The organism is Nocardia sp. NPDC023852 (assembly GCF_040639505.1).
Lineage (GTDB): Bacteria > Actinomycetota > Actinomycetes > Mycobacteriales > Mycobacteriaceae > Nocardia.
The window spans coordinates 1-25,447 of record NZ_JBFAAB010000030.1 but is presented as its reverse complement, the minus strand read 5'-3'; the positions used below and the strand labels follow the sequence as shown (position 1 = coordinate 25,447).

Here is a 25,447-nt window from a genome sequence, read left to right as displayed (position 1 = left end):
CCCCCTACTCCGTCATCTGCTGGTCGAGGAAGGCAAGGAGCTCTTCGGGATTGCTCGCTGCTGCGACGACGGCGCGGTCACTGCGGGTGTCGGATTCAGGTCCTTTCACGGTTTCGGCCAGCGTCGCGCGGATGCGTTCGACGAAGTGCTCCTTCTCGCCACCAGAGGACATGGTCGACAAAAACGCTCGAAGCGAAGCGATATGGTCATCGGCCGGGGACGTGGCTGGGGTGGTATCCAGCCGTGAGCGCAAGAATTTCGCCACTGCGTCGACAGTCGGGTAGTCGAACACCAGTGTCGACGGCAGCTTCACACCTGCCGCCTCGGCCAGCCGGTTACGCAGCTCGACACCGCCGAGTGAATCGAATCCCATTGTGCTGAAAGGCATCTCGGCGTCTATTGCCGCCCCGGACGGGTAACCGAGGACCGCCGCGGCATGGTCGCGCACGAATCCGAGCACGAGCGCTTCCCGTTCGTCCTCCGGCGCGGCGGCCAAGCGCGCGGCCAACCGGCGGCCGGCTGCGGCGCCGTTCGTCGCGCGTAGTGCCCGTGCGGACGCCAGGCTTCTGAGCACATCGGGTAACAGACCCTCTCGGGCTTGCGCCGCCAGGGTGAGCTTGTCGAATTCGACACAGGCGACCATGGCCTCATCCGAGGCGACCGCGGCATCGAACAGCTCGGTACCCTCGTCGTTGCCGAGCACCTTGATTCCCATACGCTCCAGCCGTGTCACCGCAGCCCGCTCCAGATGGCCGGTCATGCCGGTGCTTTGGTTCCACGGTCCCCAAGCCACCGACAAGGCAGGCAGCTGCTGGGCGCGGCGGGTGCGCGCGAGACCGTCGAGTACCGAATTCGCCGCCGAGTAGTTGCCCTGCCCCGGCGAGCCGAGCACTGCCGCAAGCGAGGAGAACACTACGAACGCCGAGAGATCGTGAGCTCGAGTAAGTTCATCCAGGTTCAGCACACCGTCGACTTTGGGTGCGAGCACCCGATCGATCTGCTGCGCGGTCAGCGATTCGATCATAGCGTCGTCGAGTACTCCTGCGGAGTGGATCACCGCCGTCAGCGGGTGCTCGGGCCCGATCGAGTCGAGCACAGCCGCCAACTCCTCCCGGTCACCGACATCACAAGCGACGACCCGTGTTTCGGCTCCCAAGCTGGCCAGCTCGGCGACCAGTTCCGCGACGCCGTCGCCCGCCTCGCCTCGGCGGGACACCAGAAGCAGGTGTTCGACGCCGTGTGCGATGACCAGATGCCTGGCCATCACCGCGCCCAGTCCGGTGGTACCACCAGTGATCAACACGGTGCCGTCTCCGAACGCGGCACCGTGGGTGTCGGCCTCGGAACCACCGCGGGCGATCAGCCGTGGCACGAACATCCGCAGGTCACGGACCGCTACCTGAGCCTGTCCCGACTCGAGCACGCGCCACAGGACATCGGGGCGCACAGCCTGCCCCGAAGACGTTCGTAATCCGGCGTCACCGTCATGGTCCAACAGTACAAACCGGCCGGGGTGTTCCGATTGGGCGCTGCGGACCAGCCCGATCACCGCGGCCGCGGCCAACTCCACCGACTCGTTCGGCAGTCCCGCCGCACGACGAGTCGCCACCACGAGCCGGGTGTCGGTCAACCGTTCGACCGACAGCCAGGAGCGCAGCATATCCCAGGCCGTGTGGACCGACTGCCGAATTGCCGCGGCACGCTCACCGCCCGGATCGTGCTCGCCCACGGCGGAGCTCTCGGCGAGCGACCACACGACTACGTCCGGAATATTCTCGGCCGCAACGAGTTCCGCAACATTGGTGTAGTGGCGTTCGATTCCGGGTATCCGCACCGAACCCAATGTTGCGGGCACCCAACCGGACGGCAGCGACGGTGCGGCAGGCAGCGCGAAGTCGGTCCATTCCAGGTGCAGCGGCACAGTGCGGCGAGCTGTGCTCGTCGCGGCCAGAACGTCGGCGTCGATGAAACGCACGCCGACCGCATCAATGCTCACGACGGCCTCACCTGCGTCGTCGACAGCGTCGATCCGGGCCTGCCCGCTCTCGTCCCGGACCATTCTCGCGCGCACCGCCGCCGCGCCGGGACGCCACAGCCGGACTCCGGTGAACGAGAAGGGCAGCAGCACCCGCCCCGCAGACGCCGGTGATCCGGAGTCGCGGATCAGCTCGTCGAGAGCGGGGTGCAAACAGGCGTCCAAGAGTGCGGGATGGATGCCGAACGCGGACGCCGAGTCGCTCACGGATTCATCGAGGGAGACTTCGGCGAACGTCTGCTCGCCGCGGTTCCACATCGCGGTCACGCCCTGGAATACCGGGCCGTAGTCGAAACCTCGCTCTGCCAAGCGGTCATAGAGGGATCCGTCGTCCGACGGCTGAGCACCCGGCGTCGGCCACAGCCCTGCCCCGGAATCCGGGGCGCGGTCATCGACCGCGGTCAGGGTACCGCGTGCGTGCGGTACCCACGGGTCCCCGTCGGCGGCTTCGGAGCGGGAGTAGATCGCGAACGTGCGTCGGCCATCGTCGTCGGGCACGTCGACGCTCAGCTGCAGATCCACTTCGGAATCGCCGGCGAGCCGGAGTGGGGCTTGCAGCAGCAGTTCCTCGATACTGTCGACGTTCAGTCGTGCTCCTGCGGCCAGTGCCATTTCCACGAAGGCTGTCCCAGGTAGCAGTACCGAGTCGAATACCGTGTGGTCGGCTAGCCAGGGATGAGTCCGTGTTGACACGTGTCCGGTGAACAGCCATTCGTCTTTTCCGGCGAGTTGCACCGCGTTTGTCAGCAACGGGTGCCCGAACGAGCCGGTCGTGACCTCGGCGGTGGTCTGTAGCCAGTACCGTTGGTGGTGGAAGGCGTATGTGGGCAATGCGACCCGAGTCGCGGTCGGAGCCAAAGCTGTTGCGGCCACTGCCAGACCGGCGCAGTGGGCACGGGCCAACTCGACGGTGAACTGTTGCGGTCCGCCATGGTCGCGTCGCAGCGTGCCCAGCACGGCCACGCGATCGGCGACACCGAGCGCTTCCGCTGTCGACTCGACCCCGATTGTCAGCACCGGATGGGGACTTATTTCGATGAACGCGTTCACCCCCGCACCGATCAATGCCTCGATCGATTCGGCGAACCGCACCTGCTCCCGCAGCCCCCGGTACCAATACCCCGCATCCAACGACTCGGTATCGATGTAGTCTGCGACCACGGTCGAGAAGAACGGCACCGAACCCGATATCGGAGCGACCGAAGCCAACTCCGCCGATACCCGATCCCGAATCGATTCCACGGCCGTCGAATGCGACGCATAGTCCACCGGGATCCGTTTAGCCCACACGCCCTCGCTGGCGCACTCGGCCAGGAACTCGTCCATCGCTGATGCCTGCCCGGACACCACGACCTGTCCTGGACCGTTCACCGCTGCCACCGACAGCCGGTCTCCGAACCCGGACAGACGCTGCCCGACCGCGTCGACGCTCGAGCCGACCGACGCCATACCGCCGGAACCGGCGAGTTCTTCTGCTACGGCGCGAGAACGCAGCGCCACCACTCGTGCACCGTCGGACAAGGAAAGTCCACCAGCGACAACAGCCGCCGCGATCTCACCCTGCGAATGTCCGATCACCACCGTGGGCTCTACTCCGCTAGAGCGCCACAACCGGGCCAGCGACACCATCACCGCGAACAACACCGGTTGCACCACATCTACCCGTTCCAGCGACGCTGCTTGCGGGTCTCTGCGCAGCACGGCGGTCAGCGACCAGTCAACGAATGGCGCCAACGCCGCTTCGCACTCGGCGATGGATTTCGCGAACACCCCACCCGCGGCCAGCAACTCCGCACCCATCTGTTCCCACTGGCTGCCCTGCCCTGGGAACACGAACGCCACCTGCCGCGCGGCAGCACGACCGGACACCACGCCATCGGTGTCCTCGACGGACTCTGCCAACCTCGCCAACCCGGCTTTCAGGTCGGCGGACTCTCGGCCCACGACCGCAGCACGCCATTCCAACTGTGAACGATGCCGCAGCAACGAGTACGCCACGTCCGCCGCACCCGCCTGCGGATGATCGACCAACCATTCCCGCAACCGAACCGCTTGATCTCGGACCCCCTCCCGCGTCTTCGCCGACACCACCCATGTCACGTACCCATCCGAATCCGGTTCCGCGACAGTGGATTCGGCTGGATTCGACAGCGGCGGTTCCTCGAGAATCACGTGCGCGTTGGTGCCGCTGATCCCGAACGACGACACTCCCGCACGACGCACCCGCTCACCCGCGGGCCACGGCTGTGGCTGGGTCAGCAACCGCACCGACCCCGCCGACCAATCCACATGCGGGCTCGGGGCGTCGACATGCAGGGTCTTCGGCAGAGTCTCGTGCCGCATCGCCTGCACCATCTTGATCAACCCACCCACACCCGCCGCCGCCTGCGAATGCCCGATATTCGACTTCAACGACCCGAGATACAGCGGCTCCTCGCGCCCCTGTCCATACGCGGCCAGCAACGCCTGCGCCTCGATCGGATCACCCAACGTCGTCCCGGTTCCATGCGCCTCCACCGCGTCCACATCCTCCGGACGCAAGCCCGCAGCCGCCAACGCCGCCGCGATCACCCGCTCCTGGGACGGACCATTCGGCGCGGTCAAACCATTACTCGCACCATCCTGATTGACCGCAGTACCACGCACCACCGCCAACACGGTGTGACCCAAACGTTGTGCATCCGACAACCGTTCCACCACCACCATCGCCGCCCCCTCCGACCAGGTGATCCCGTCGGCGGCTGCCGAGAACGGCTTGCACCGACCATCCCGAGCCAGACCACGCTGCCGGGAGAACTCCACGAAGACCATCGGCGTGGCCATGACTGTCGCACCCCCCACCAGTGCCAGCGAACTCTCTCCCTGACGCAGCGCCCGACATGCCGTATGCAACGCCACCAGCGATGACGAACACGCCGTGTCCACCGTCATCGCAGGCCCCTCCAAACCCAGCGCATAGGCCACCCGGCCCGACACCACACTCCCCATGACACCGGTGACGGCGTACCCCTCGACCTCGGGCCCGGCCTTATGCGCCAAAGCCGCGTAGTCCTGATACATCGCGCCGGTGTAGACACCGGTGTCGCTGCCCCGCAACGACGTCGGGTCGATCCCCGCATGTTCCAGAGCCTCCCACGACACTTCCAACAGCAACCGCTGCTGCGGATCCATCGCAGTGGCCTCACGAGGGCCGATTCCGAAGAAGCCCGCATCGAAATCGGCCGCATCCCGCAAGAACCCGCCCTCCCGCACGTAGGACGTGCCCGAATGTTCAGGATCCGGATCTATCAGGCGTTCCAGATCCCAACCACGATCGGACGGAAACGCACTGATCGCATCGGTTCCCGACAGCACCAGATTCCACAGGTCGTCCGCGGACGCGACACCGCCAGGATAACGGCAGGCCATTCCCACAATCGCGATCGGCTCATCGGCTCGCACCCGACGCGCAGGCTTCTGCTGCCGCTGTCCAACGGGGGCGCCCCCGACTCGGGACCGGATGAATGTCGCCACCGCCCGGGTGGTGGGGTGGTCGAAGACCAGGGTCGACGGCAGCCGGAGACCGGTGGCCACGCCGAGCCGGTTGCGGAACTCCACCGCCCCCAACGAATCGAAACCCATGTCACTGAACGGCGTATCGACATCGACCGGGTCGCCCGAAGCATGACCTAACACCGCGGCAACCTGATCGCGCACGAACTCCAGCACAACCGCGTCATGTTTATCCGGCGCTCGAGACGCCAACAGTGTCGCAAGGGCCTGCCCCGGAATCGCTTTCGATCCGGAGTCCCCACCACCACTGGCGGCGCGACGCGGCAACGCCACCAATGACTGCAGCACACCGGGCAACAGACCCGCACGAGCCTGGGTGGACAACGCCGCGATATCGAGGTCCACCGCAACGACACACGGCGCGCCCACGCCGCCCGCCAGATCCAGAAGTGCGAGCCCGTCGGCTGCGGCCAACGGCCGAAAGCCGTTGCGTGACAACCGATCCACTGCAGCAGCGCCGATATCGGCCGTCATTCCGCTGCCCGGACCCCATGGGCCCCAGGCCACGGACACCGCGGGTAGGCCCGCGTGGCCGCGGCGCCGCGCCAGCGCGTCCAGCACCGAGTTCGCCGCCGCGTAATTGCCTTGCCCCGGCGATCCGAGCACCGCCGCGGCCGACGAGAACAACACGAACGCCGACAAGTCCCGTTCCACTGTGAGTTCATGCAGGTTCAGCGCCGCATCCACTTTCGACGCGAGCACCCGATCGACCTGCTCGGACGTGAGGGTATCGACGGTGCTGTCGGCCAGCACGCCCGCCGCATGGACAACAGCCGTCAGTGCGGGGCCGTCCGAGATTTCGTCCAGCATCCTAGCCACTGCGGCACGATCGCTCACATCACAGGACAGCACTCGGGTCCGAGCCCCGAGTTCGGTCAGCTCGGCCACCAGTTCCGGAACGCCCTCGGCCCGCTCACCACGCCGAGACACCAACACCAACTCGCGCACCCCATGCGTAGCGGCCAGATGCCGCGCCACCACCGCACCCAAACCACCGGTGCCACCGGTGATCAACACCGCACCCGAGCCGACCGCCCACCCGTCGCCCGACCACAACCCCTCATCGAGACGCTTCGCGCCGCTCGCCCGCCTCTCTACCAACCCGGTCGCCGGTGCCTCGCAGGGAACCAGCTGCGGCGCCAGCAGTGCACCCGCGCGCACCGCCAGCTGCGCCTCCTCGGTGGCCACGGCCTCTGCGATCAGTTCCGGGGCCACCTCGCCGTCGCGATCGACGTCCAGCAGGACGATTCGACCAGGGTTCTCCGATTGCGCGCTGCGCACCAAGCCCCAGGTGGCTGCCGCGGCCAGATCAGGATTCTCTCCGGGGAGACCCGCGCCATTGCATGTCACCACCACCAGTCGTTGCTCGGTCGCGGGAAGCCGCAACCAAGACTGCACTGTTGCCAGCACCGTGTGCACCCGACTGCGCACAGCCTCGGCCGAAACCGACGATTCACCGTTCACAACCGACAACTCGCGACCTGAATCCGACGACTCGCGGTCGAAAGGCGACGACTCGCGGTCGTACCACACCAGTACATCCGGGATGGTGTCCGCATCGCGGGAAGTGACCGTGCGCCACTGCACCTCGTAGAGCCGGTGTCGAACGGTGCCCAGCGCGTGGCTGTTCACCGGCCGCGCCTGCAGTGACTCGACAGTCAACACCAGAGCGCCGGTGTCGTCGCCGAGCTCGAGCATGATGCTGTGTTGGTTCGCGGCATGCGCTTGGCCATCACGGTTATGCTCCGCTGCCGCCTCGGGCCTGACACTCATGCCGCGGTCGGCTCCGATACGTCGGATCCGGGCCTGCACGGCCGTTGCCCCCGGACGGTACAACCGGACACCGTTGAAAGAGAACGGCAGCGGCACTTGGTCGGCCGCGAGGCCGTCGGCCATCTCCTGTATCGCGGCATGCAACCCGGCATCCAACAGCGCGGGATGGATGCCGAACCGGGCACCCGCCATCGCCATCTCGTCAGGTAACCGCACGTCCGCCAGGACATCACCGCTGCCGTCCCGCCACAGGCGATCCACCCCCTGGAACGCGAGCCCGTAATCGAACCCGCGCGCGGCCAGGCGGTCGTACAGTACCTCGCCAGGCGTCGGATCGTCCTGCGACATGTCCAGGTCGTACACCGGAGCATCCATCGCTGAGCCGGGCGCCAGGATGCCACGCGCATGTGTGATTCCGCTCGAGCCCTCTGACGGTTCGGCGACTGTCCGCGACGCCACGACAAACGGCCGCCGTCCGTCGTCATCAGGCGCTTCGACAGTGATCTGGATGTCGACCTCGGTTTCGGCGGCGATCCGCAGCGGCGCTTCCAGGACAAGCTCCTCGACGATCTCCACGCCCAACCGAGCACCGACCGCGAACGCCAGCTCCACGAAACCCGTTCCCGGAAACAACACAGCGCCGAATACCCTGTGATCGGCGATCCACGGATGCGCTGCCGTCGAAAGCCGGCCGGTGAACAACCACTCGTCCTTACCCGCCAGGGAGATCGCCGCCCCCAGCATCGGGTGGTCGATCGGCATCAGACCCGCACGCCCCACATCACCGACGCCGACGACCGGCTGTGGCCAGTACCGCTGGCGTTGGAACGCATAGGTCGGCAGGGAAATTCGAGGCGTCGACCGCCCTGCGTACATGCGACGCCAGTCCACCGTGAGCCCCGCAACGTGCGCGGTGGCCAGGAAGGTGGTGAACTGCACAACCTCGTCCGCGCCGCGCCGGGCGGTGGCAGCCACCACGGCCCGGGTCTCGACCTCCGGCTCGAGCGCCAGACACTGGCTGGTCATTGCGGCCAGAACGGCGTCCGGGCCCACCTCCAGAAACCGTCGTGCCCCGGCGGCGACCAACGCCCGCATCCCCGGAGCGAACCGCACCGCCGACCGCACCTGACGCACCCAGTACTCCGGATCGGTCAACGCACCATCGGCCACCTCACCGGTCACATTCGACACGATCGGCAACAACGGCTCCCGATAGGTCAACCCCACTGCCACTGCGCGGAACTCGTCCAGCATCGGTTCCATCCGCGCTGAATGGAACGCATGGCTGACCCGCAACCGATTGGTCTTCACCCCGGCGACAATGAGTTGTCGCTCGACCTCTTCGACGGCATCCAGGTCGCCGGACAACACCACCGCCTCCGGACCGTTGACCGCCGCGACCGACAACCTGCCCCCGAAGTCGGCCACCATGGCGCACGCTCGGTCCTCGGAGACGGCTGCCGCGAGCATCGCGCCACCTTCCGGCAGTGCCCCCATCAGCCGGCCTCGCGCGGCCACCAGTGCGCACGCGTCCTCGAGCGACCACACGCCCGCCACATACGCGGCAGCGAGCTCGCCGATCGAATGCCCCGCAACCACATCCGGTGTGAGCCCGAACCACTCCAGCAGCCGGAACAGCGCCACCTCGAACGCGAACAACGCCGGCTGCGTGAACTCCGTGCGATCGAGCAGTCCTTCGGAGGTGGAAGCCGGGTGAGCATCGCAGGAACGAGGAGCGGAGCCCGCCTGGAGCCGACCATCGAAAACAGAATCGGCGAACATCACCTCCCGCAACGGCCTTCCGAGCAGACTGTCGAACGCCGCGCAGATCTCGTCCAATGCCGCAGCGAACACCTGGAACGCCCGGTACAGGTCCGCGCCCATGCCAGCTCGCTGCGCCCCTTGACCGGTGAACAGGAAAGCCGTTTTTCCCGCCCCGGCGATGCCGTCTACCACGCCTGCGGTCGACGCACCGGAGGCCAGCGCGGCCAAGCCGGCGAGTAACTCGCCGCGGTCGCGCCCGAGGACGACACCCCGTCGATCAAGCAACGCCCGTGAGTCCGACAACGACCGCGCCACCGCCCACACATCCACATCTGGACGCTCGACCAACCATGCCCGCAACCGGCTCGCCTGTCCCCGCAACCCCTGCGCCGACTTCGCCGACACCACCAACGGCACCACGCCGACATCGACGATGTCGACGTCCACCCCGGCAGACCCGGGCTCGACCGGCGATGGTGGTGTCGGTGCTTCCTCGAGGATCGCATGTGCGTTCGTGCCGCTGATTCCGAACGACGACACCCCTGCGCGCCGTACCCGACGACCCGTCGGCCAGGGCTCGGGCTCGGCCAACAGCCGGATGCTGCCTGCCGACCAATCCACGTGCGGGCTCGGCGCATCGAAGTGCGCGATCTTCGGCAGTATCTCGTGCCGCATAGCCTGCACCATCTTGATCACACCCCCCACCCCGGCAGCCGCCTGCGTATGACCGGTATTCGACTTCAACGCACCCACTCGCAGCGGCTCCGACCGATTCTGCCCATAAGTGGCCAGCAACGCCTGCGCCTCGATCGGGTCACCCAACGTCGTTCCGGTCCCATGCGCCTCCACCGCGTCCACATCCGCCGGCACCAAACCCGCGTCGGCCAACGCCGCCGCGATCACCCGCTCCTGCGCCGGACCGTTCGGCGCGGCCAAGCCGTTGCTGGCACCGTCCTGGTTGACGGCAGTACCACGTACCACGGCAAGCACGTTGTGGCCCAGGCGTTGTGCGTCCGACAGCCGTTCCACGACGAGGACTCCCGCACCCTCCGACCAGGCCGTTCCGTCGGCGGCGGCCGAAAACGATTTGCATCGGCCGTCCGGTGCCAGGCCGCGCTGCCGGGAGAAATCCACGAAGATCAACGGCGTAGACATCACCGTCACCCCGCCAACCAATGCCAGCGAACCTTCCCCCTGGCGCAGCGCATGGCAGGCCATATGCAAGGCGACCAGCGACGAGGAACACGCCGTGTCCACCGAGATCGCGGGCCCTTCCAAGCCGAATGCATACGACAACCGTCCGGACACGGCGCTCCCGGTCACGCCGGTCCCGATATATCCTTCGACCTCGGGACCGGCCTTGCGCACCACGTCCTCGTAGTCCTGGTACATCCGTCCCATATAGACACCGGCATCGCTGCCCCGCAGCGACAACGGATCGATCCCCGCGTGCTCCAACGCCTCCCACGACACCTCCAACAACAACCGCTGCTGCGGATCCATCGCCGCTGCCTCACGCGGACCGATCCCGAAGAAGCCCGCGTCGAAATCGGCCGCGTTGTGCAGGAAACCGCCTTCTCGGGTGTAGGAGGTACCCGGGTTGTCCGGGTCCGGGTGGTACAGGCCTTCCAGCGGCCAACCGCGATCGGACGGAAACTCACTGATGGCATCCGTGCCCGACAACACCAGATCCCACAGATCATCCGGGGATTCGACACCACCCGGATACCGGCAGGCCATTCCCACGATCGCGATCGGCTCATCGGCGCGCACTCGACGTGCAGGCTTCTTCCGCTGCTCGGCAGCAGGTGTGTCCTCGATCCGTGATCGGATGAACGCCGCCACCGCCCTGGTTGTGGGATGGTCGAAGACGAGGCTGGCGGGTAACCGCAAACCGGTGGAGCCGGCGAGTCGGTTGCGGAACTCCACCGCGCTCAGTGAATCGAAACCCATTCCGCTGAAAGGCTTCTCGACGTCGACGAACTCGCCGGAGGCATGACCGAGCACCTCGGCAACCTGCTCACGCACGAAGTCGAGAACGATCGCGTCGTGCTTGTCCGGCGCCGCCGACGCCAATCGAATTGTCAGGTCCCCACCACCGCTGCCAGCGCGGCGTGGCGCGGACACCAACGATCGCAACGGGCCCGGCAACAGGCCGGCGCGAGCCTGAACGGTCAACGCTGACATGTCGAAATCGACCGCGACGACGAACGGTACGTCCGCGCCGCCTGCCAGGTCGAACAGCGCAAGTCCGTCGGCTGGGGCAAACGGTCGAAAGCCCATGCGCGACAGTCTGTCGACTCCGGCCGCACCCAATTCGGCCGTCATACCGATATCTTGGTTCCACGGACCCCAGGCCACCGAGACCGCGGGCAAGCCCGCGTTGACGCGTCGCCGCGCCAACGCGTCGAGCACCGAGTTCGCCGCCGCGTAGTTGCCCTGACCCGCCGATCCGAGAATCGCCGCGGCCGAGGAGAACATGACGAACGCCGACAGATCATGACCGACAGTGAGATCGTGCAGGTTCAGCGCCGCGTCGACCTTCGGCGCCAGCACCCGGTCGACCTGCTCTGCTGTGAGCGTGTCGACGGTGCCGTCGGCCACGACACCCGCGGCGTGGATGACGGCCGTCAGCGCGGGACCGTCGGAGATCTGGTCGAGCATCGTCGCCACGGCGGCGCGATCGCTCACATCACAGGCCAGCACCCGCGTTCGAGCCCCGAGTTCGGACAACTCGGCCACGAGTTCGGCGACACCGTCGGCCCGAGCACCGCGCCGAGACACCAACACCAGATCACGCGCACCATGTGCCGCGACCAGGTGCCGGGCCACCAGCGCGCCCAATCCGCTGGTGCCGCCGGTGATCAGCACCGCACCCGAGCCGCAGACAAGGGTGGAGCCGGCCGCTGACCCGTCGCGACGAGCCAGCCGCGGCGCCAGCAACACACCCGCACGCACCGCCAGCTGCACCTCGTCGGACCGGACGGCCGCCGAAATCAGTTCGGGAGCCACCTCGCCGTCGCTGTCGTTGTCCAGCAAGACAATCCGACCGGGATTCTCCGACTGAGCGCTACGCAGCAGCCCCCACGTGGCCGCCGCTGCCAAATCGGTGTCCTCACCCGGCAGACCCGCTCCATTGCGTGTCACCACAACCAGTCGCGCATCGGCCGCTACCGGAAGACGTAACCACGATCGAATCGTCGCGAGCACCGTGTGCAGGCGTCGCCGCACGGCGTCCGCGGACAATGATCCGACCTCGATCGACAGTGATCCATCACGGGCCGACGACGGGTCGGTGTCATCGAGGAACCACACCACTACGTCGATGCTGGGCCGCTCCGCGCCATCGTTCGTGTCCAGACCGTTGTCCCCGGCGATCGCGGCCAGCGCGGCCATGTCCGGGTACGTCGCGTCGAATCCGGGCACCGGCGTCGAACCCACGACCGCGACCCGCCCGATGCTCGTACCAACCTGTGCGCGCGATTCGACGGCACTCCACTGAACGTCGTAGAGCCGATGGCGACCGGCGGATCGACCATCGTTCAATGCCCGACTGTGCACCGGACGCGCCTGCAGCGCCTCGACGGTCAACACGGGAGCACCAGCGTCGTCGCCGAGCTCGACCCGCACACTATCGGCTCCGCTGCGCCGAATTCTTGCCTGCACGGCTGTCACCCCGCGGCGGTACAACCGCACGCCGGTGAACGAGAACGGCAGTGGCGCCTGGTCCTGCGGCAGGTCCGCGGTCAGCACCTCCCCAGCGGCATGCAGTGCGGAGTCCAGCAGCGCGGGATGTATGCCGAACCGGGAAGCGTCCGCACGAACCTCGGCAGGCAACCGCACATCGGCCACGACGTCGCCGCCATCGCGCCACAAGCGAGTCACACCTTGGAACGCGGGTCCGTAATCGAGTCCGCGCGCGGCCAACCGGTCGTACATCATGTCACCGGGCGTCACGTCGTCTTCCGCTGCCGGCACGGCCGCATCGCCGGATGCCGGAACATCGATGGCCACGCCGGGAGCGAAAATACCGCGCGCGTGGGTAATTCCGCTTGCTCCCGCGGACGGTTCATCGACCGTCCTGGAGGCTACGACGAACCGTCGGCGCCCGTCGGCGTCCGGTGCTTCGACAGCGACCTGGACGTCGATCTCGGCCCGGTCGTCACACCGCAGCGGCGCTTCCAATACCAGCTCGTCAACGGTCTCGAAACCCAATCGAGCACCGGCCGCCAGGGCCAGTTCGACGAAACCCGTCCCCGGCAACAATACCGTGTCGAATATCTTGTGATCGGCAATCCACGTTTGCAATGCCGTCGAAAGTCGCCCGGTGAAAAGCCACTCGTCCTTGTCGGCTATGGCGACCGCCGCACCCAGCAGGGGGTGGTCCATCGACACCAGACCGGCACGACTCACATCGCCGAGGCCGTCAGTGGTCGGTACCCAATACCGTCGACGTCGGAACGCATAGGTTGGCAACGGAACTCGACGTACGGACCGGCCCGCGTAGAGGGAGCGCCACTCCACCTCGAGTCCCGCCGTGTGGGCGGCGGCGAGGAATGCGGTCAATTGAGCGACCTCGTCTTCACCGCGCCGTCCGGCAGCGGCCACCACCGACCGGGTCTCGACATCGGGTTGCTCGGACAGACACTGGCGAGTCATCGCCGCGAGGACCGCATCCGGGCCGAGCTCGAGGAACCGCCGAACTCCGGTCGCGGCCAGCACCTGAACACCCGGAGCGAACCGCACGGCCGCCCGTACCTGACGTACCCAGTACGACGGATCGGTCAACTCACCATCGACGACGGCGCCGGACACATTCGACACGACCGGCACGGTCGGCTGGTGATAGGTCAACCCTTCGGCCACTACCCGGAACTCGTCCAGCATCGGCTCCATCAACACCGAATGGAATGCGTGACCGACCCGCAACCGAGAAGTCTTCACTCCCTCCGCCACCAGCCGATCCGCAATCTCCTCGACACCCGCCACATCCCCCGACAACACCACCGACGACGGGCCATTCACCGCAGCAATCGACACCCGCCCCCCGAACTCGGAAAGCACCGCGGCCGCATGTTCCTCCGACACCGCCACCGCCGCCATCGCCCCGCCCGCCGGTAACGCACCCATCAACCGCCCACGCGCGGCCACCAGCGCACACGCATCCTCGAGTGACCACACACCCGCCACATATGCCGCCACCAGCTCACCGATGGAATGCCCTAGCAGCACATCCGAACGCAGACCGAACGACTCGACGAGCCGGTACAACGCCACCTCGAACGCGAACAACGCCGGCTGCGTGAACTCCGTGCGATCCAGCAGTGTCGACTCGCGGCCGCTCGCGCCCTCGCCGGGCGCCACACCATCCTCGGCGAACATCACATCCTTCAATGACAGCGCGGAGCTCCTCGAGGGGTGGTGGTCGGGCGACGGGCGATCCCGGCCGAGAAGCCGATCCAACACGGCGCAGACCTCATCCAGCGCTGCCGCGAACACCGGAAACGCCGCATACAGCTGCTTACCCATGCCCGGCTGCTGCGCGCCCTGACCGGTGAACAGGAACGCCGTGCGTCCCGAGCCGACGCTACCGCGAACCACACCGACACCGCGGGTGTCCGCACCATCGGCAAGGGCGGCCAGACCCGCCAGCAACCCTTCTCGGTCTCGCCCCATGACCGCGCCGCGCCAGTCCAACCGGGCGCGCGACGTCGCCAAGGAATACCCGACATCCCACGCGTCCACGTCGGGATTACCGATCATCCACTGCCGCAATCGATCGGCCTGCGCACGCAAAGCCTCGCCGGACCTGGCCGATACCAGTAGTGGAACGATATCCGACCCGACGGCTTGCGCAGCAACCGTCTCCTCGGAATCGATCGTCTCCGGATTACCGCCGCACGCCTCGGTGACCGGATCTGCGGGCGCCTCCTCGAGGATGAGGTGGACGTTGGTACCACTGGCCCCGAACGACGACACACCCGCGCGCCGGACCCGTTCTCCGGCGGGCCACGGCTCGCTGTCCTGCAGCAGTCGCACCGTGCCCGCCGACCAATCCACGTGCGGCGTGGGCGCATCCACATGCAGTGTCTTCGGAAGAAGGGAATGGCGCATGGCTTGCACCATCTTGATCACGCCCCCCGCCCCCGCCGCCGCCGACGTATGACCCACATTCGATTTCACCGAACCCACCCGCAACGGCCCATCCGCACGCCGCCTGCCGTAAACGCTGATCAACGCCGACGCCTCGATCGGGTCCCCCAGCATCGTGCCGGTGCCGTGCGCCTCCACCGCGTCGATATCCGAGGGCTCCAGACCGGCATTCGCCAATGCCTGCTCGATGACACGTTCCTGCGATGGGCCGTTCGGCGCGGTCAACCCGTTGCTCGCACCATCGTGATTCACCGCACTGCCACGCACCACCGCCAGGACGGAGTGACCGAGTCTGCGTGCGTCCGACAGCCGCTCCAGCACCAGCACACCGAGGCCCTCGGAGAACCCCGTCCCGTCGGCGGCGGCCGCGAACGCCTTACACCGCCCATCCTGCGACAAAGCGCGCTGACGCGCGAAGGTGATCAACAGAGACGGATCCGACATCACGGTGACCCCGCCCGCCAGGGCGAGTGTGGCCTCGCCGTGCCGCAACGCCTGGCACGCCAGATGCAATGCCACCAGCGAGGACGAGCACGCGGTATCGACCGACACGGTCGGGCCTTTGAATCCGAAGGTGTAGGAGATTCGACCGGACAACACGCTGTTCTGGACGCCGAGGTAGGCATGGCCTTCCGTCTCGGCGGTGATGGACGGGGAGCCGATGCGGGGACCGTAATACTGGTGGTTGACGCCGGCGAAGACCCCGGTGTCACTGCCACGCAACGACTCCGGGTCGATCCCCGCATCCTCCAATGCCTCCCACGACGCCTCCAACATCAGACGCTGCTGTGGATCCATCGCCGAGGCTTCCCTCGGACTTATACCGAAAAAGCCGGCGTCGAAATCGCCGATGGAGTCGAGGAAGCCGCCTTGACGGGTGTAGACCGTGCCCGGCACATCCGGATCCGGGTTGAACAACCGCTCCAGATCCCACCCCCGGTCGGACGGGTAGTCCCCCACCGCATCGGCGCCGGAGGCGACCAGATCCCACAGTCGCGCAGGAGAATCCACCCCACCCGGATACCGGCAGCTCATCCCGACAATGGCAATCGGCTCTCGCGCACGCTCCTCCAGCTCCTGGATCTGCCGATTGGCCGCACGCAGGTCGCCGGCGAATTTCCGCAGCGTCTGGGTGAGTCGTTCCTCGATACTCATGGTCGTCCGAACTCCTCGTCGAGCAGATCCAATAATTCGCTGCCGGAATGGGCAGAAAGGTCGTCGTATTCGTCGCTCTGCCGCCGGTCACCGAGGTGAGACCGAAGACGGTCACTGATGCCGAGCAGTCGGGTGACGGCCGCAGAGTCCTCGCCCGCGGCGGCGAGGACGCGGTCGACCATCGCCTCCAGTCGGGCGAGGTCTTCGGCTACGGTGCGTTCCGCGGGGGCATCCATAGCGGCGATCTGTCCGCGGAGGAAGGCGGCCAGTCTCGCCGGCGTGGGGTAGTCGTACAGCGCGGTCGTGGACAACTGCACACCGACTGCCGATTGCAGCCGGTTGCGGAGTTCCATCACGCCGAGCGAGTCGAACCCGAGATCTGCGAACGGCCGTCGCGAGGCGATCACGTCCGTACTCGCCTGCCCCAGGACAGCCTCGACCTGAGCGACGATCACGTCGATGATGAGGCGATCCTGCTCGCCTGGCGAGGCGCCCGCCAGCTGGGCCATCAGATCCGGCGTCCGGCTTGTCTCGCCGTAGCCGAGGCTGTCGGTCGCATCATCCGTACCCGACTGCCGCACATCCGCCACACCGATCGGCGGCAACCAGTACCGCTGGTGCTGGAACGCATAAGTGGGTAACGCAAGCCGCGACACAGCACGGCTTTCGAACAGCAGCGTCCAGTCCACACCGACACCCACCACATGGGCTTGCGTCAGCGCCGACACGAACTGGGTCGACTCCTCGACCGAACGCCGGGCAGCCGCGACCACCATCGACTCGGCCCCGACACCCGGAGTCCCGGCCAGACGCTGCCCAACCAACACCGACAGCACCGCATCCGGCCCGATCTCCACAAACCGCCGCACCCCCGCCTCGACCACCGCGTCGATTCCGGGCCCGAAGCGCACACAACCACGCACCTGCTGCACCCAGTACCCCGGATCGGTCATCTCCGCACCGACCACGGCACCCGAAACATTCGACACGATCGGCACGGTCGGCTGGTGGTAAGTCAATCCTTGGGCGACTCTGCGGAACTCGTCGAGAATCGGCTCCATCATCATCGAATGAAACGCATGACTCACCCGCAACCGGGAGGTTTTCACGCCCTGTACGGCAAACGCGTCCTCGATCTCGGCGATCGCGAATACATCGCCGGACAACACCACCGACGAGGGACCGTTCACCGCAGCCAACGACACCTGGCCGTCGAACTCGGGCACCACAGTGGCCGCACGATCCTCCGACACCGCTACCGCCAGCATCGCCCCACCCGCCGGCAGCGATCCCATCAACCGACCACGCGCCACCACCAGAGCACACGCATCCGCCAACGACCACACCCCCGCCACGTACGCGGCGGCCAACTCACCGATCGAATGCCCGATCAGCATATCCGGCACCACACCGAACGACTCCAGCAACCGGAACAACGCCACCTCGAACGCAAACAACGCGGGCTGCGTGAACTCCGTCCGATCCAAGAGTGTTGATGCGCGACCGCTCGCTCCATCGCTGGGGGCCGGATCGCCCTCGGCGAACATCAACTCCTTCAACGACACACCGAGCAGCGGATCGATCTGGGCGCACACCTCGTCGAACACTGTCGCGAACACCTCGAACGCCGCGTACAACCCCGCGCCCATGCCGGCACGCTGCGCACCTTGACCGGTGAACAGAAACGCGGTCTTGCCCGAACTCGCTGTCGCCGCGATCACCCCTGGCGCACCCGTCGCCAACTCGGCCAGACCGGCCAGCAGCTCGTCACGATCACGCCCGACGACGGCTCCGCGGCAGTCGAGCAGGGCCCGTGACGTCTCCAAGGAGTACGCGACATCCCACGGGTCCGCGTCATGATTGTCGATCGCCCACTGCCGCAGTCGATCCGCTTGGGCGCGCAGGCCCGATTCGGAACTCGCCGACACCAGCCACGGAACCGCTGGGCCGGGGTCGGGGCGGTCTGCGGACGCGGGCCGGGGACGCGGATCTCGAGGAAGAGGTGCTTCTTCCAGGATGGCGTGGGCGTTGGTGCCGCTGATGCCGAACGAGGACACCCCTGCTCGGCGAATGCGTCCGTTGCGTAGCCACGGTGTGTCCTCGGTCAGCAACTCGACCGCGCCCTCTGACCACTCCACATGCGGGCTCGGCGCGTCGACATGGAGTGTCTTCGGCAGAGTTTCGTGCCGCAGTGCCTGCACCATCTTGATCACGCCTGCGACGCCTGCCGCGGCGACGGTGTGGCCGATATTCGACTTCACCGACCCGATACGCAGCGGCCGATCCGGTCGGTTCTGCCCGTATGCGGCGATCAGTGCCTGCGCCTCGATCGGATCACCCAATGTCGTCCCGGTGCCGTGCGCCTCCACCGCATCCACATCGGAGGGCTCCAACCCGGCATTCGCCAACGCCGCCGCGATCACCCGCTCCTGCGACGGGCCATTCGGCGCCGTCAGACCGTTGCTCGCACCGTCCTGATTCACCGCGGTCCCGCGCACCAGAGCCAACACGTCGTGACCCAGCCGCTGCGCGTCCGACAACCGCTCCAGCACCAGCATGCCGACGCCCTCCGAAAACGCGACGCCGTCGGCCGCGGCGGAAAACGCCTTGCACCGCCCATCCGGCGAAAGACCTCGCTGCCGTGCGAAATCGATGTACAGGTCGGGCCGGGCCATGACCGTCACACCGCCGGCCAACACCAGTGAACTCTCTCCCTGCCGCAGCGCCTGGCACGCCAGGTGCAGAGCCACCAGCGACGACGAGCAGGCGGTATCCACGGTGACAGCAGGCCCCTCCACACCGAGGACATAAGCTACCCGGCCGGACAGCACACTCTGCGTATTGCCGGTGAGCCGGTATCCCTCGAGATCTCCGACCACCCGATCGGCGTAATCCGAGAGGCACGCCCCGGCGAACACTCCGGTATCGGTGCCGCGCAACGATGTCGGGTCGATACCCGCGGATTCCAATGCCTCCCAGGACGCTTCCAGCAGCTGACGTTGCTGCGGATCCATCGCGGACGCTTCCCGTGCGCCTATCCCGAAGAACCCGGCATCGAAATCACCTGCGCCATCGAGGAATCCGCCCTGACGAGTGTAGGAAGTGCCAGGCTTGTCCGGGTTTGCATCGAACAAGTGCTCCAGATCCCAGCCGCGATCCGACGGGAACTCGCCGATCGCGTCGACTTCGGAGGCAACCAGTTTCCACAGCTCGTCCGGGGAGCCGACCCCGCCGGGAAACCGGCAGCTCATCCCCACGATGGCGATCGGATCAGCTGTCGACACCCGACGCGGAGCCCGCTGGACAGGTTCGACCGGTGTTGTCGGCTCGACCCGGGACAGCACCAACTTCGCCACCGCCGCCACGGTCGGGTGGTCGTACATCAAGGTCGACGGCAACGGCAGACCGGTGGCCTTGGCCAGCCGATTGCGGAACTCCAAGACGCCGAGCGAGTCGAACCCGATACCGCTGAACGGCTTGTCCACGGCGATCGAGTTCGCACCGGCGTGGCCGAGAACAGCCGCGGCCTGGACCCGAATCATCTCGACGATGATCTGTTCCCGCTCGGCCGTCGAACGGCCCTGCAGTTGTGCCGCCAGACCCGACGACTCGCTCGCGGGCCCGACCATCCGGCGATACGCACGCGGCGTCAGTCCGCGCATGATCGCATGCGACTCAGCAGGACTCGTCTCGACAAGAGCGGTTCGGTCGACCCGGGCGGCCACGAACAAGGGCCGTCTGCTTGCCAATGCCGCATCGAACAGCGCCATGCCCTCCGCGTCGCTCAACGGCGCGAAACCCTGTCGGCGTAACCGGGCGAAGTCGGCCGCACCGGTCATACCGGTGCGCTCCAGCCACGGCCCCCATGCCACCGACGTCGCGGGTAGACCGGACACCTGCCGGTGTTGCGCCAGGGCATCGAGGAAGACATTGGCAGCGGCATAATTGGCCTGGCCCGGATTACCGATCAACCCCGCGATCGAGGAATACAGCACGAACGCCGAGAGATCCAGGCTTTTGGTCGCCTCGTGCAGATTCCATGCCGCATCCACTTTCGGCCGCAGCACCTCCGCGATCCGCTCCGCCGTCAACGCGGCGAACACGCCGTCGGCCAGCACTCCCGCGGCATGGACGACGCCGGTCAACGGATGCTCCGACGGTATCGCCGCCACCATCGCATCCACTGCGGCCCGGTCGGCCGCGTCGCACGCGATCACCTCCACGTGCGCACCGAGCGCGCTGAGCTCGTCCCGGACCTCGGCGGCGCCGGGGGCGTCCGGGCCCCGCCTACTCGTCAACACCAGCCTGCGCACGCCGTATTCGGTGACCAGATGCCGCGCGGCCAACGCACCGAGCCCCCCGGTACCACCGGTGATCAGCACAGTGCCATCGGGCCGGAAGGACCCATGCCGTTCGGCGGCAGCCACGACCGCGAGCCGGGGTGCGAATGCCGTCCCGCACCGCACCGCTACCTGATTGTCACCGACCAGGGTCGAAACCAGGACCACAGCGTCCCTGTAATCCGTCTCCTCGTCGATGTCCACCAGGAGAATCCGGTCCGGGTTCTCGCTCTGCGCGGTCCGCAGCAGACCCCATGCCGTCGCCGCGACCAAGTCCACCGATTCACCGGGATGCACCGCCACCGCCTGCCGCGTCACCACGACGACGGTCCCGTCCCGAGTCAGCAGCCGCTGCACTCGCACCGCCAATGCGGTGACCGAGTCCCGCACCGCCGCAGGAAGATCGCGGTCGGCCCGCGCATCGCCGAGGCGCAGCACCATGGCGGGGCTGTCGGCGATGGTGACGATCTCCCCGTCATCGGCCAGGCTCCAGGCTTCAGCCACGACGTGCCTGTCCACGGGTACGGGGAGCGGTACCCAATCGACGCCGTAGCCGGTGCTGTCGGTCCGACGCTGCGCCGCGCCGAGCGCGTCGGTCGACAACGGCCGCAGGGTCAACTCCCCTACCTCGGCCACGAGCATGCCCGACGCATCGGCAAGTGTCATCGCGATCCGCTCATTCGCTGGCGACGAGCCGGCCGCGACCGCCCTGACCCGCAGCGCCGTCGCTCCCGTCGCGTGCAGTACGACGTCGGCCCAGGAGAACGGGACGGCAACCTCACCAGCCCGGGTCACGGGAACCAGCCCACCGACCAGGACCGCGTGCAGCGCCGCGTCCACCAGTGCCGGTTGTACACCGAATCCCGTGACCTCCGACCGAACCGATTCCGGCAGAACGACTTCGGCGAACACTTCGCCATCACGCCGCCACAAGCCGGTCAGTCCCCGGAACGCCGGTCCGTACTCGTAACCCGCCGCCGCCAGGTCCGCATAGGCGGCATCGATCTCCACAGCCATCGCGCCGACCGGCGGCCAATCCGCCATGCCGGTGTCGATCGACGGCAGGTCCGACTGGACAGTGAGGGTCGCGACCGCATGGCGGACCCACCCGGCCGGGTCCGCTGCGTCCGCTCCGTCGTCGGGGTCGCTGCCTGCGGCACGGGAGTACACCGACACCGTCCGCGCACCCATCTCATCCGGCCCGCCCGCCATCACACGCAGCTCGACCGTGCCTGCGGACGGCAACGGCAACGGCGCTTCGATGACCAACTCCTCGAGCCGAGGGCAATCCACGACGGTTCCGACGTGCAGCGCCAGCTCCACCACAGCGGCGCCGGGCAGCAATACCACCCCAGCGACGGCGTGGTCAGCCAGCCACGGGTGGGTCATCAACGACAACCGCCCCGTCAACACCACCCCGTCGGAGTCCGGCAACCGCACCATCGCACCCAACAACGGATGCCGCGCATCCTCCAAGCCCGCCCCCCGCACATCCGACACCCCCACCGGCTGCAGCCAATACCGCTGATGCTGGAAGGCGTATGTCGGCAAATTCACCTGAGAGGCCATCGGCGCCAACGCCAACACCGCGACCTCTACACCCACACAATGCGCCTGGGCCAGCGCGGTGGAGACCTGCTCCGGCCCCCCATGGTCGCGCTTCAACGTCCCGATCACAGCCACACGATCCGCCAAACCAATCGCCTCCAGCGTCGACTCCACCCCCATCGTCAACACCGGATGCGCACTCACCTCGATAAACGCATTCACGCCCGCACGCGCCAATACCTCAACCGACTCCGCGAACCGCACCGGCTCACGCAACCCCCGATACCAATACCCCGCATCCAACACCTCGGTGTCGACATAATCCGCGAACACGGTGGAAAAGAACGGGACGGACCCCGACATCGGCGCCACCGCGTCCAGCTCGGCCGATACCCGATCCCGGACCGACTCCACCGCGCTCGAATGCGACGCATAATCCACCGGAATCCGCTTCGCCCACACCCCGTCGGCCGCGCACGCCGACAAGAACTCGTCTATGGCCGACGCCTCTCCCGACACCACCGTCTGCCCCGGACCATTCACCGCCGCCACCGAAAGCCCCTCCCCAAAACCGGCCAACCGCTCCGTGACCGCCTCAACGGTCGAATTCACCGACGCCATACCGCCACGGCCCGCGAGTTCCTCCGCAACAATCTGAGAGCGAAGAGCCACCACCCGCGCACCATCGGATAACGAAAGCCCACCCGCAACCACAGCCGCCGCGATCTCACCCTGCGAATGCCCTACCACCACAGCAGGTTCAACCCCGCTCGCACGCCATAACCGCGCCAACGACACCATCATCGCGAAAAGCACAGGCTGAACCACATCCACCCGGTCCAGCGACGCCGCACCCGGCTCTCCCCGCAACACCGCTGTCAACGACCAATCCACAAACGGGGCCAATGCCGCTTCGCACTCCACGATCGCCTCAGCGAATACTCCACCGGCGCTCAACAACTCAGCAGCCATCCCCACCCACTGACTCCCCTGCCCCGGGAACACAAACGCCACCCGACGCGACACAGCACGACCGGACACCACACTGTCCACGCCTTCAGGGTGCTCGGCTGCCGACGCGGTCAGGCCCGCCAACCCAGCCTTCAACTCGGCCAACTCCCGCCCCACTACTGCAGCCCGCCACTCCAACCGTGCACGGTGACGCAACAACGAATGCGCCACACCCGCCGCATCCACCTCCGCACGCGGCCGCAACCACTCGCGCAGCCGAACAGCCTGGTGTTGCAACGCCTCCCGGCTCTCCGCGGAAAGGGTCCAGCACAGAATGTTCGCACCACGTTCGACAGCAACAGGTTCGGTGTGAGCCGGCGAGGGCGCCTCTTCCAGGATCATGTGCGCGTTGGTGCCGCTGATCCCGAACGACGAGACCCCCGCACGACGCACTCGGTCACCGGTCGGCCAGGGTTCCGCCTCGGTCAGCAGCCGCACCGCCCCCGCGGTCCAGTTCACATGCGGGCTCGGCGAGTCGACATGCAATGTCTTCGGCAGTGTTTCGTGCCGCAAGGCCTGCACCATCTTGATCACGCCACCCACGCCCGCTGCGGCGACCGCGTGACCGATATTCGACTTCAGCGATCCGAGACGAAGCGGCTGCGCATCGGAGCGATCCCGTCCGTAGGTCGCGATCAGCGCCTGCGCCTCGATCGGATCACCCAGCGCCGTCCCGGTGCCGTGCGCCTCCACCGCATCCACATCCGACGGCACGAGACCGGCGTCCGCCAAAGCCGCCGCGATCACCCGTTCCTGCGACGGACCGTTCGGCGCGGCCAGTCCATTGCTGGCGCCGTCCTGATTGATCGCGCTGCCGCGGACAACGGCCAACACGTTGTGGCCGCGGCGCCGGGCGTCCGACAAGCGCTCTACCACCAGCACGCCGACCCCCTCGCACCATGTCACGCCGTCGGCGGCGGCGGCGAACGCCTTGCACCGCCCATCGACCGCCAACCCCCGCTGGCGTGCGAATTCCACGTACAGACTCGGGCTCGCTACAACACTCACCCCGCCCGCCAACACCAGGGACGCCTCACCCTGGTGCAGCGTCTGGCAGGCCAGATGCAGCGCGACCAGCGACGACGAGCACGCGGTGTCGACCGTGACCGCAGGCCCCTCCAGGCCGAGAACATAGGCGACACGGCCGGATATCACGCTGGGTGACGTCCCGGTCAGCCGGAAGGCCTCGTATTCGTCGGTCACCGCACGCGAGTAACCCGACGAGCCGGCACCGACGAACACACCGGTGTCGGTGCCGCGCAGCGAGGCAGGGTCGATCCCCGCGTCCTCCAACGCTTCCCAAGAGACTTCCAGCATCAACCGCTGCTGCGGATCCATCGCGGCCGCCTCACGCGGACCGATGCCGAAAAAGCCGGCGTCGAAAGCGCCCGCATCAGTCAGGAATCCACCTGCCCTGGCGTAGGTGGTGCCTGGCTTGTCCGGATCCGGATCGAACAACCGCCCTAGGTCCCATCCCCGGTCCGACGGGAACGGTGTGATCGCATCCCGGCCCGCCGCGACGAGGTCCCACAGGTCCTCGGCCGAGGCAACGCCGCCGGGAAAGCGGCAACCGATGCCGACGATCGCGATCGGCTCATCGGAACGAGTGCGACGCGTCATCCGCCGCACGCCGACATCCACACGTTCGAGGCGCGAACGCACCAGGCGCGCCACCGCGGTCGGTGTCGGATGGTCGAATATCAATGTGGTCGGCAACTCCACACCGGTGGCCGTCACCAGCCGATTACGCAGCGTTTGCCCGCTCAACGAATCGAACCCGAACGCGGTGAACGGCCGATCGGGATGCACGGCGTCGGGCGAATCGTGGCCGAGCACTGCCGCGGCCTGCTCGGCCACCACCGCGAGCACCAACGCCTCGCGTTCGCGTTCGGGAACGGCGAACAGCCGCGGCGCCAGCGGACCTGTTACGACGGCGCTCCGACTCTCGGCCGAAGAAACGATGCGCTGCGGCGGCACAGTGGAATCCGCGATCGCGGACTCCACTGACTCGACCGCGGGAAGCGTCCAGCACTGCCGCCGTTGGAACGCATACGTCGGCAGGTCCACCCGCGCGGCGGGTGCGGCCAACACCTCCGGTGTCACGTCGATCCCGACG

General features: G+C 67.2%; 2 protein-coding genes. Both read right to left on the bottom strand.

What is annotated here, in order from left to right; translation table 11 throughout:
- Positions 1-4 precede the first annotated feature (4 nt).
- A complete protein-coding gene (locus AB0H00_RS27895) occupies positions 5-16,432 on the bottom strand; it encodes a type I polyketide synthase (protein ID WP_357272061.1) in 16,428 nt (5,475 codons plus the stop codon).
- A complete protein-coding gene (locus AB0H00_RS27890) occupies positions 16,429-25,434 on the bottom strand; it encodes an SDR family NAD(P)-dependent oxidoreductase (RefSeq protein WP_357272059.1) in 9,006 nt (3,001 codons plus the stop codon). Before AB0H00_RS27890 ends, AB0H00_RS27895 begins: the two co-directional genes overlap by 4 nt.
- Positions 25,435-25,447 lie beyond the last annotated feature (13 nt).

Bases quoted from the DNA above. Each gene is read 5' to 3' on its own strand.
- AB0H00_RS27895 (WP_357272061.1), bottom strand. From the start codon at position 16,432: ATGAGTATCGAGGAACGACTCACCCAGACGCTGCGGAAATTCGCCGGC.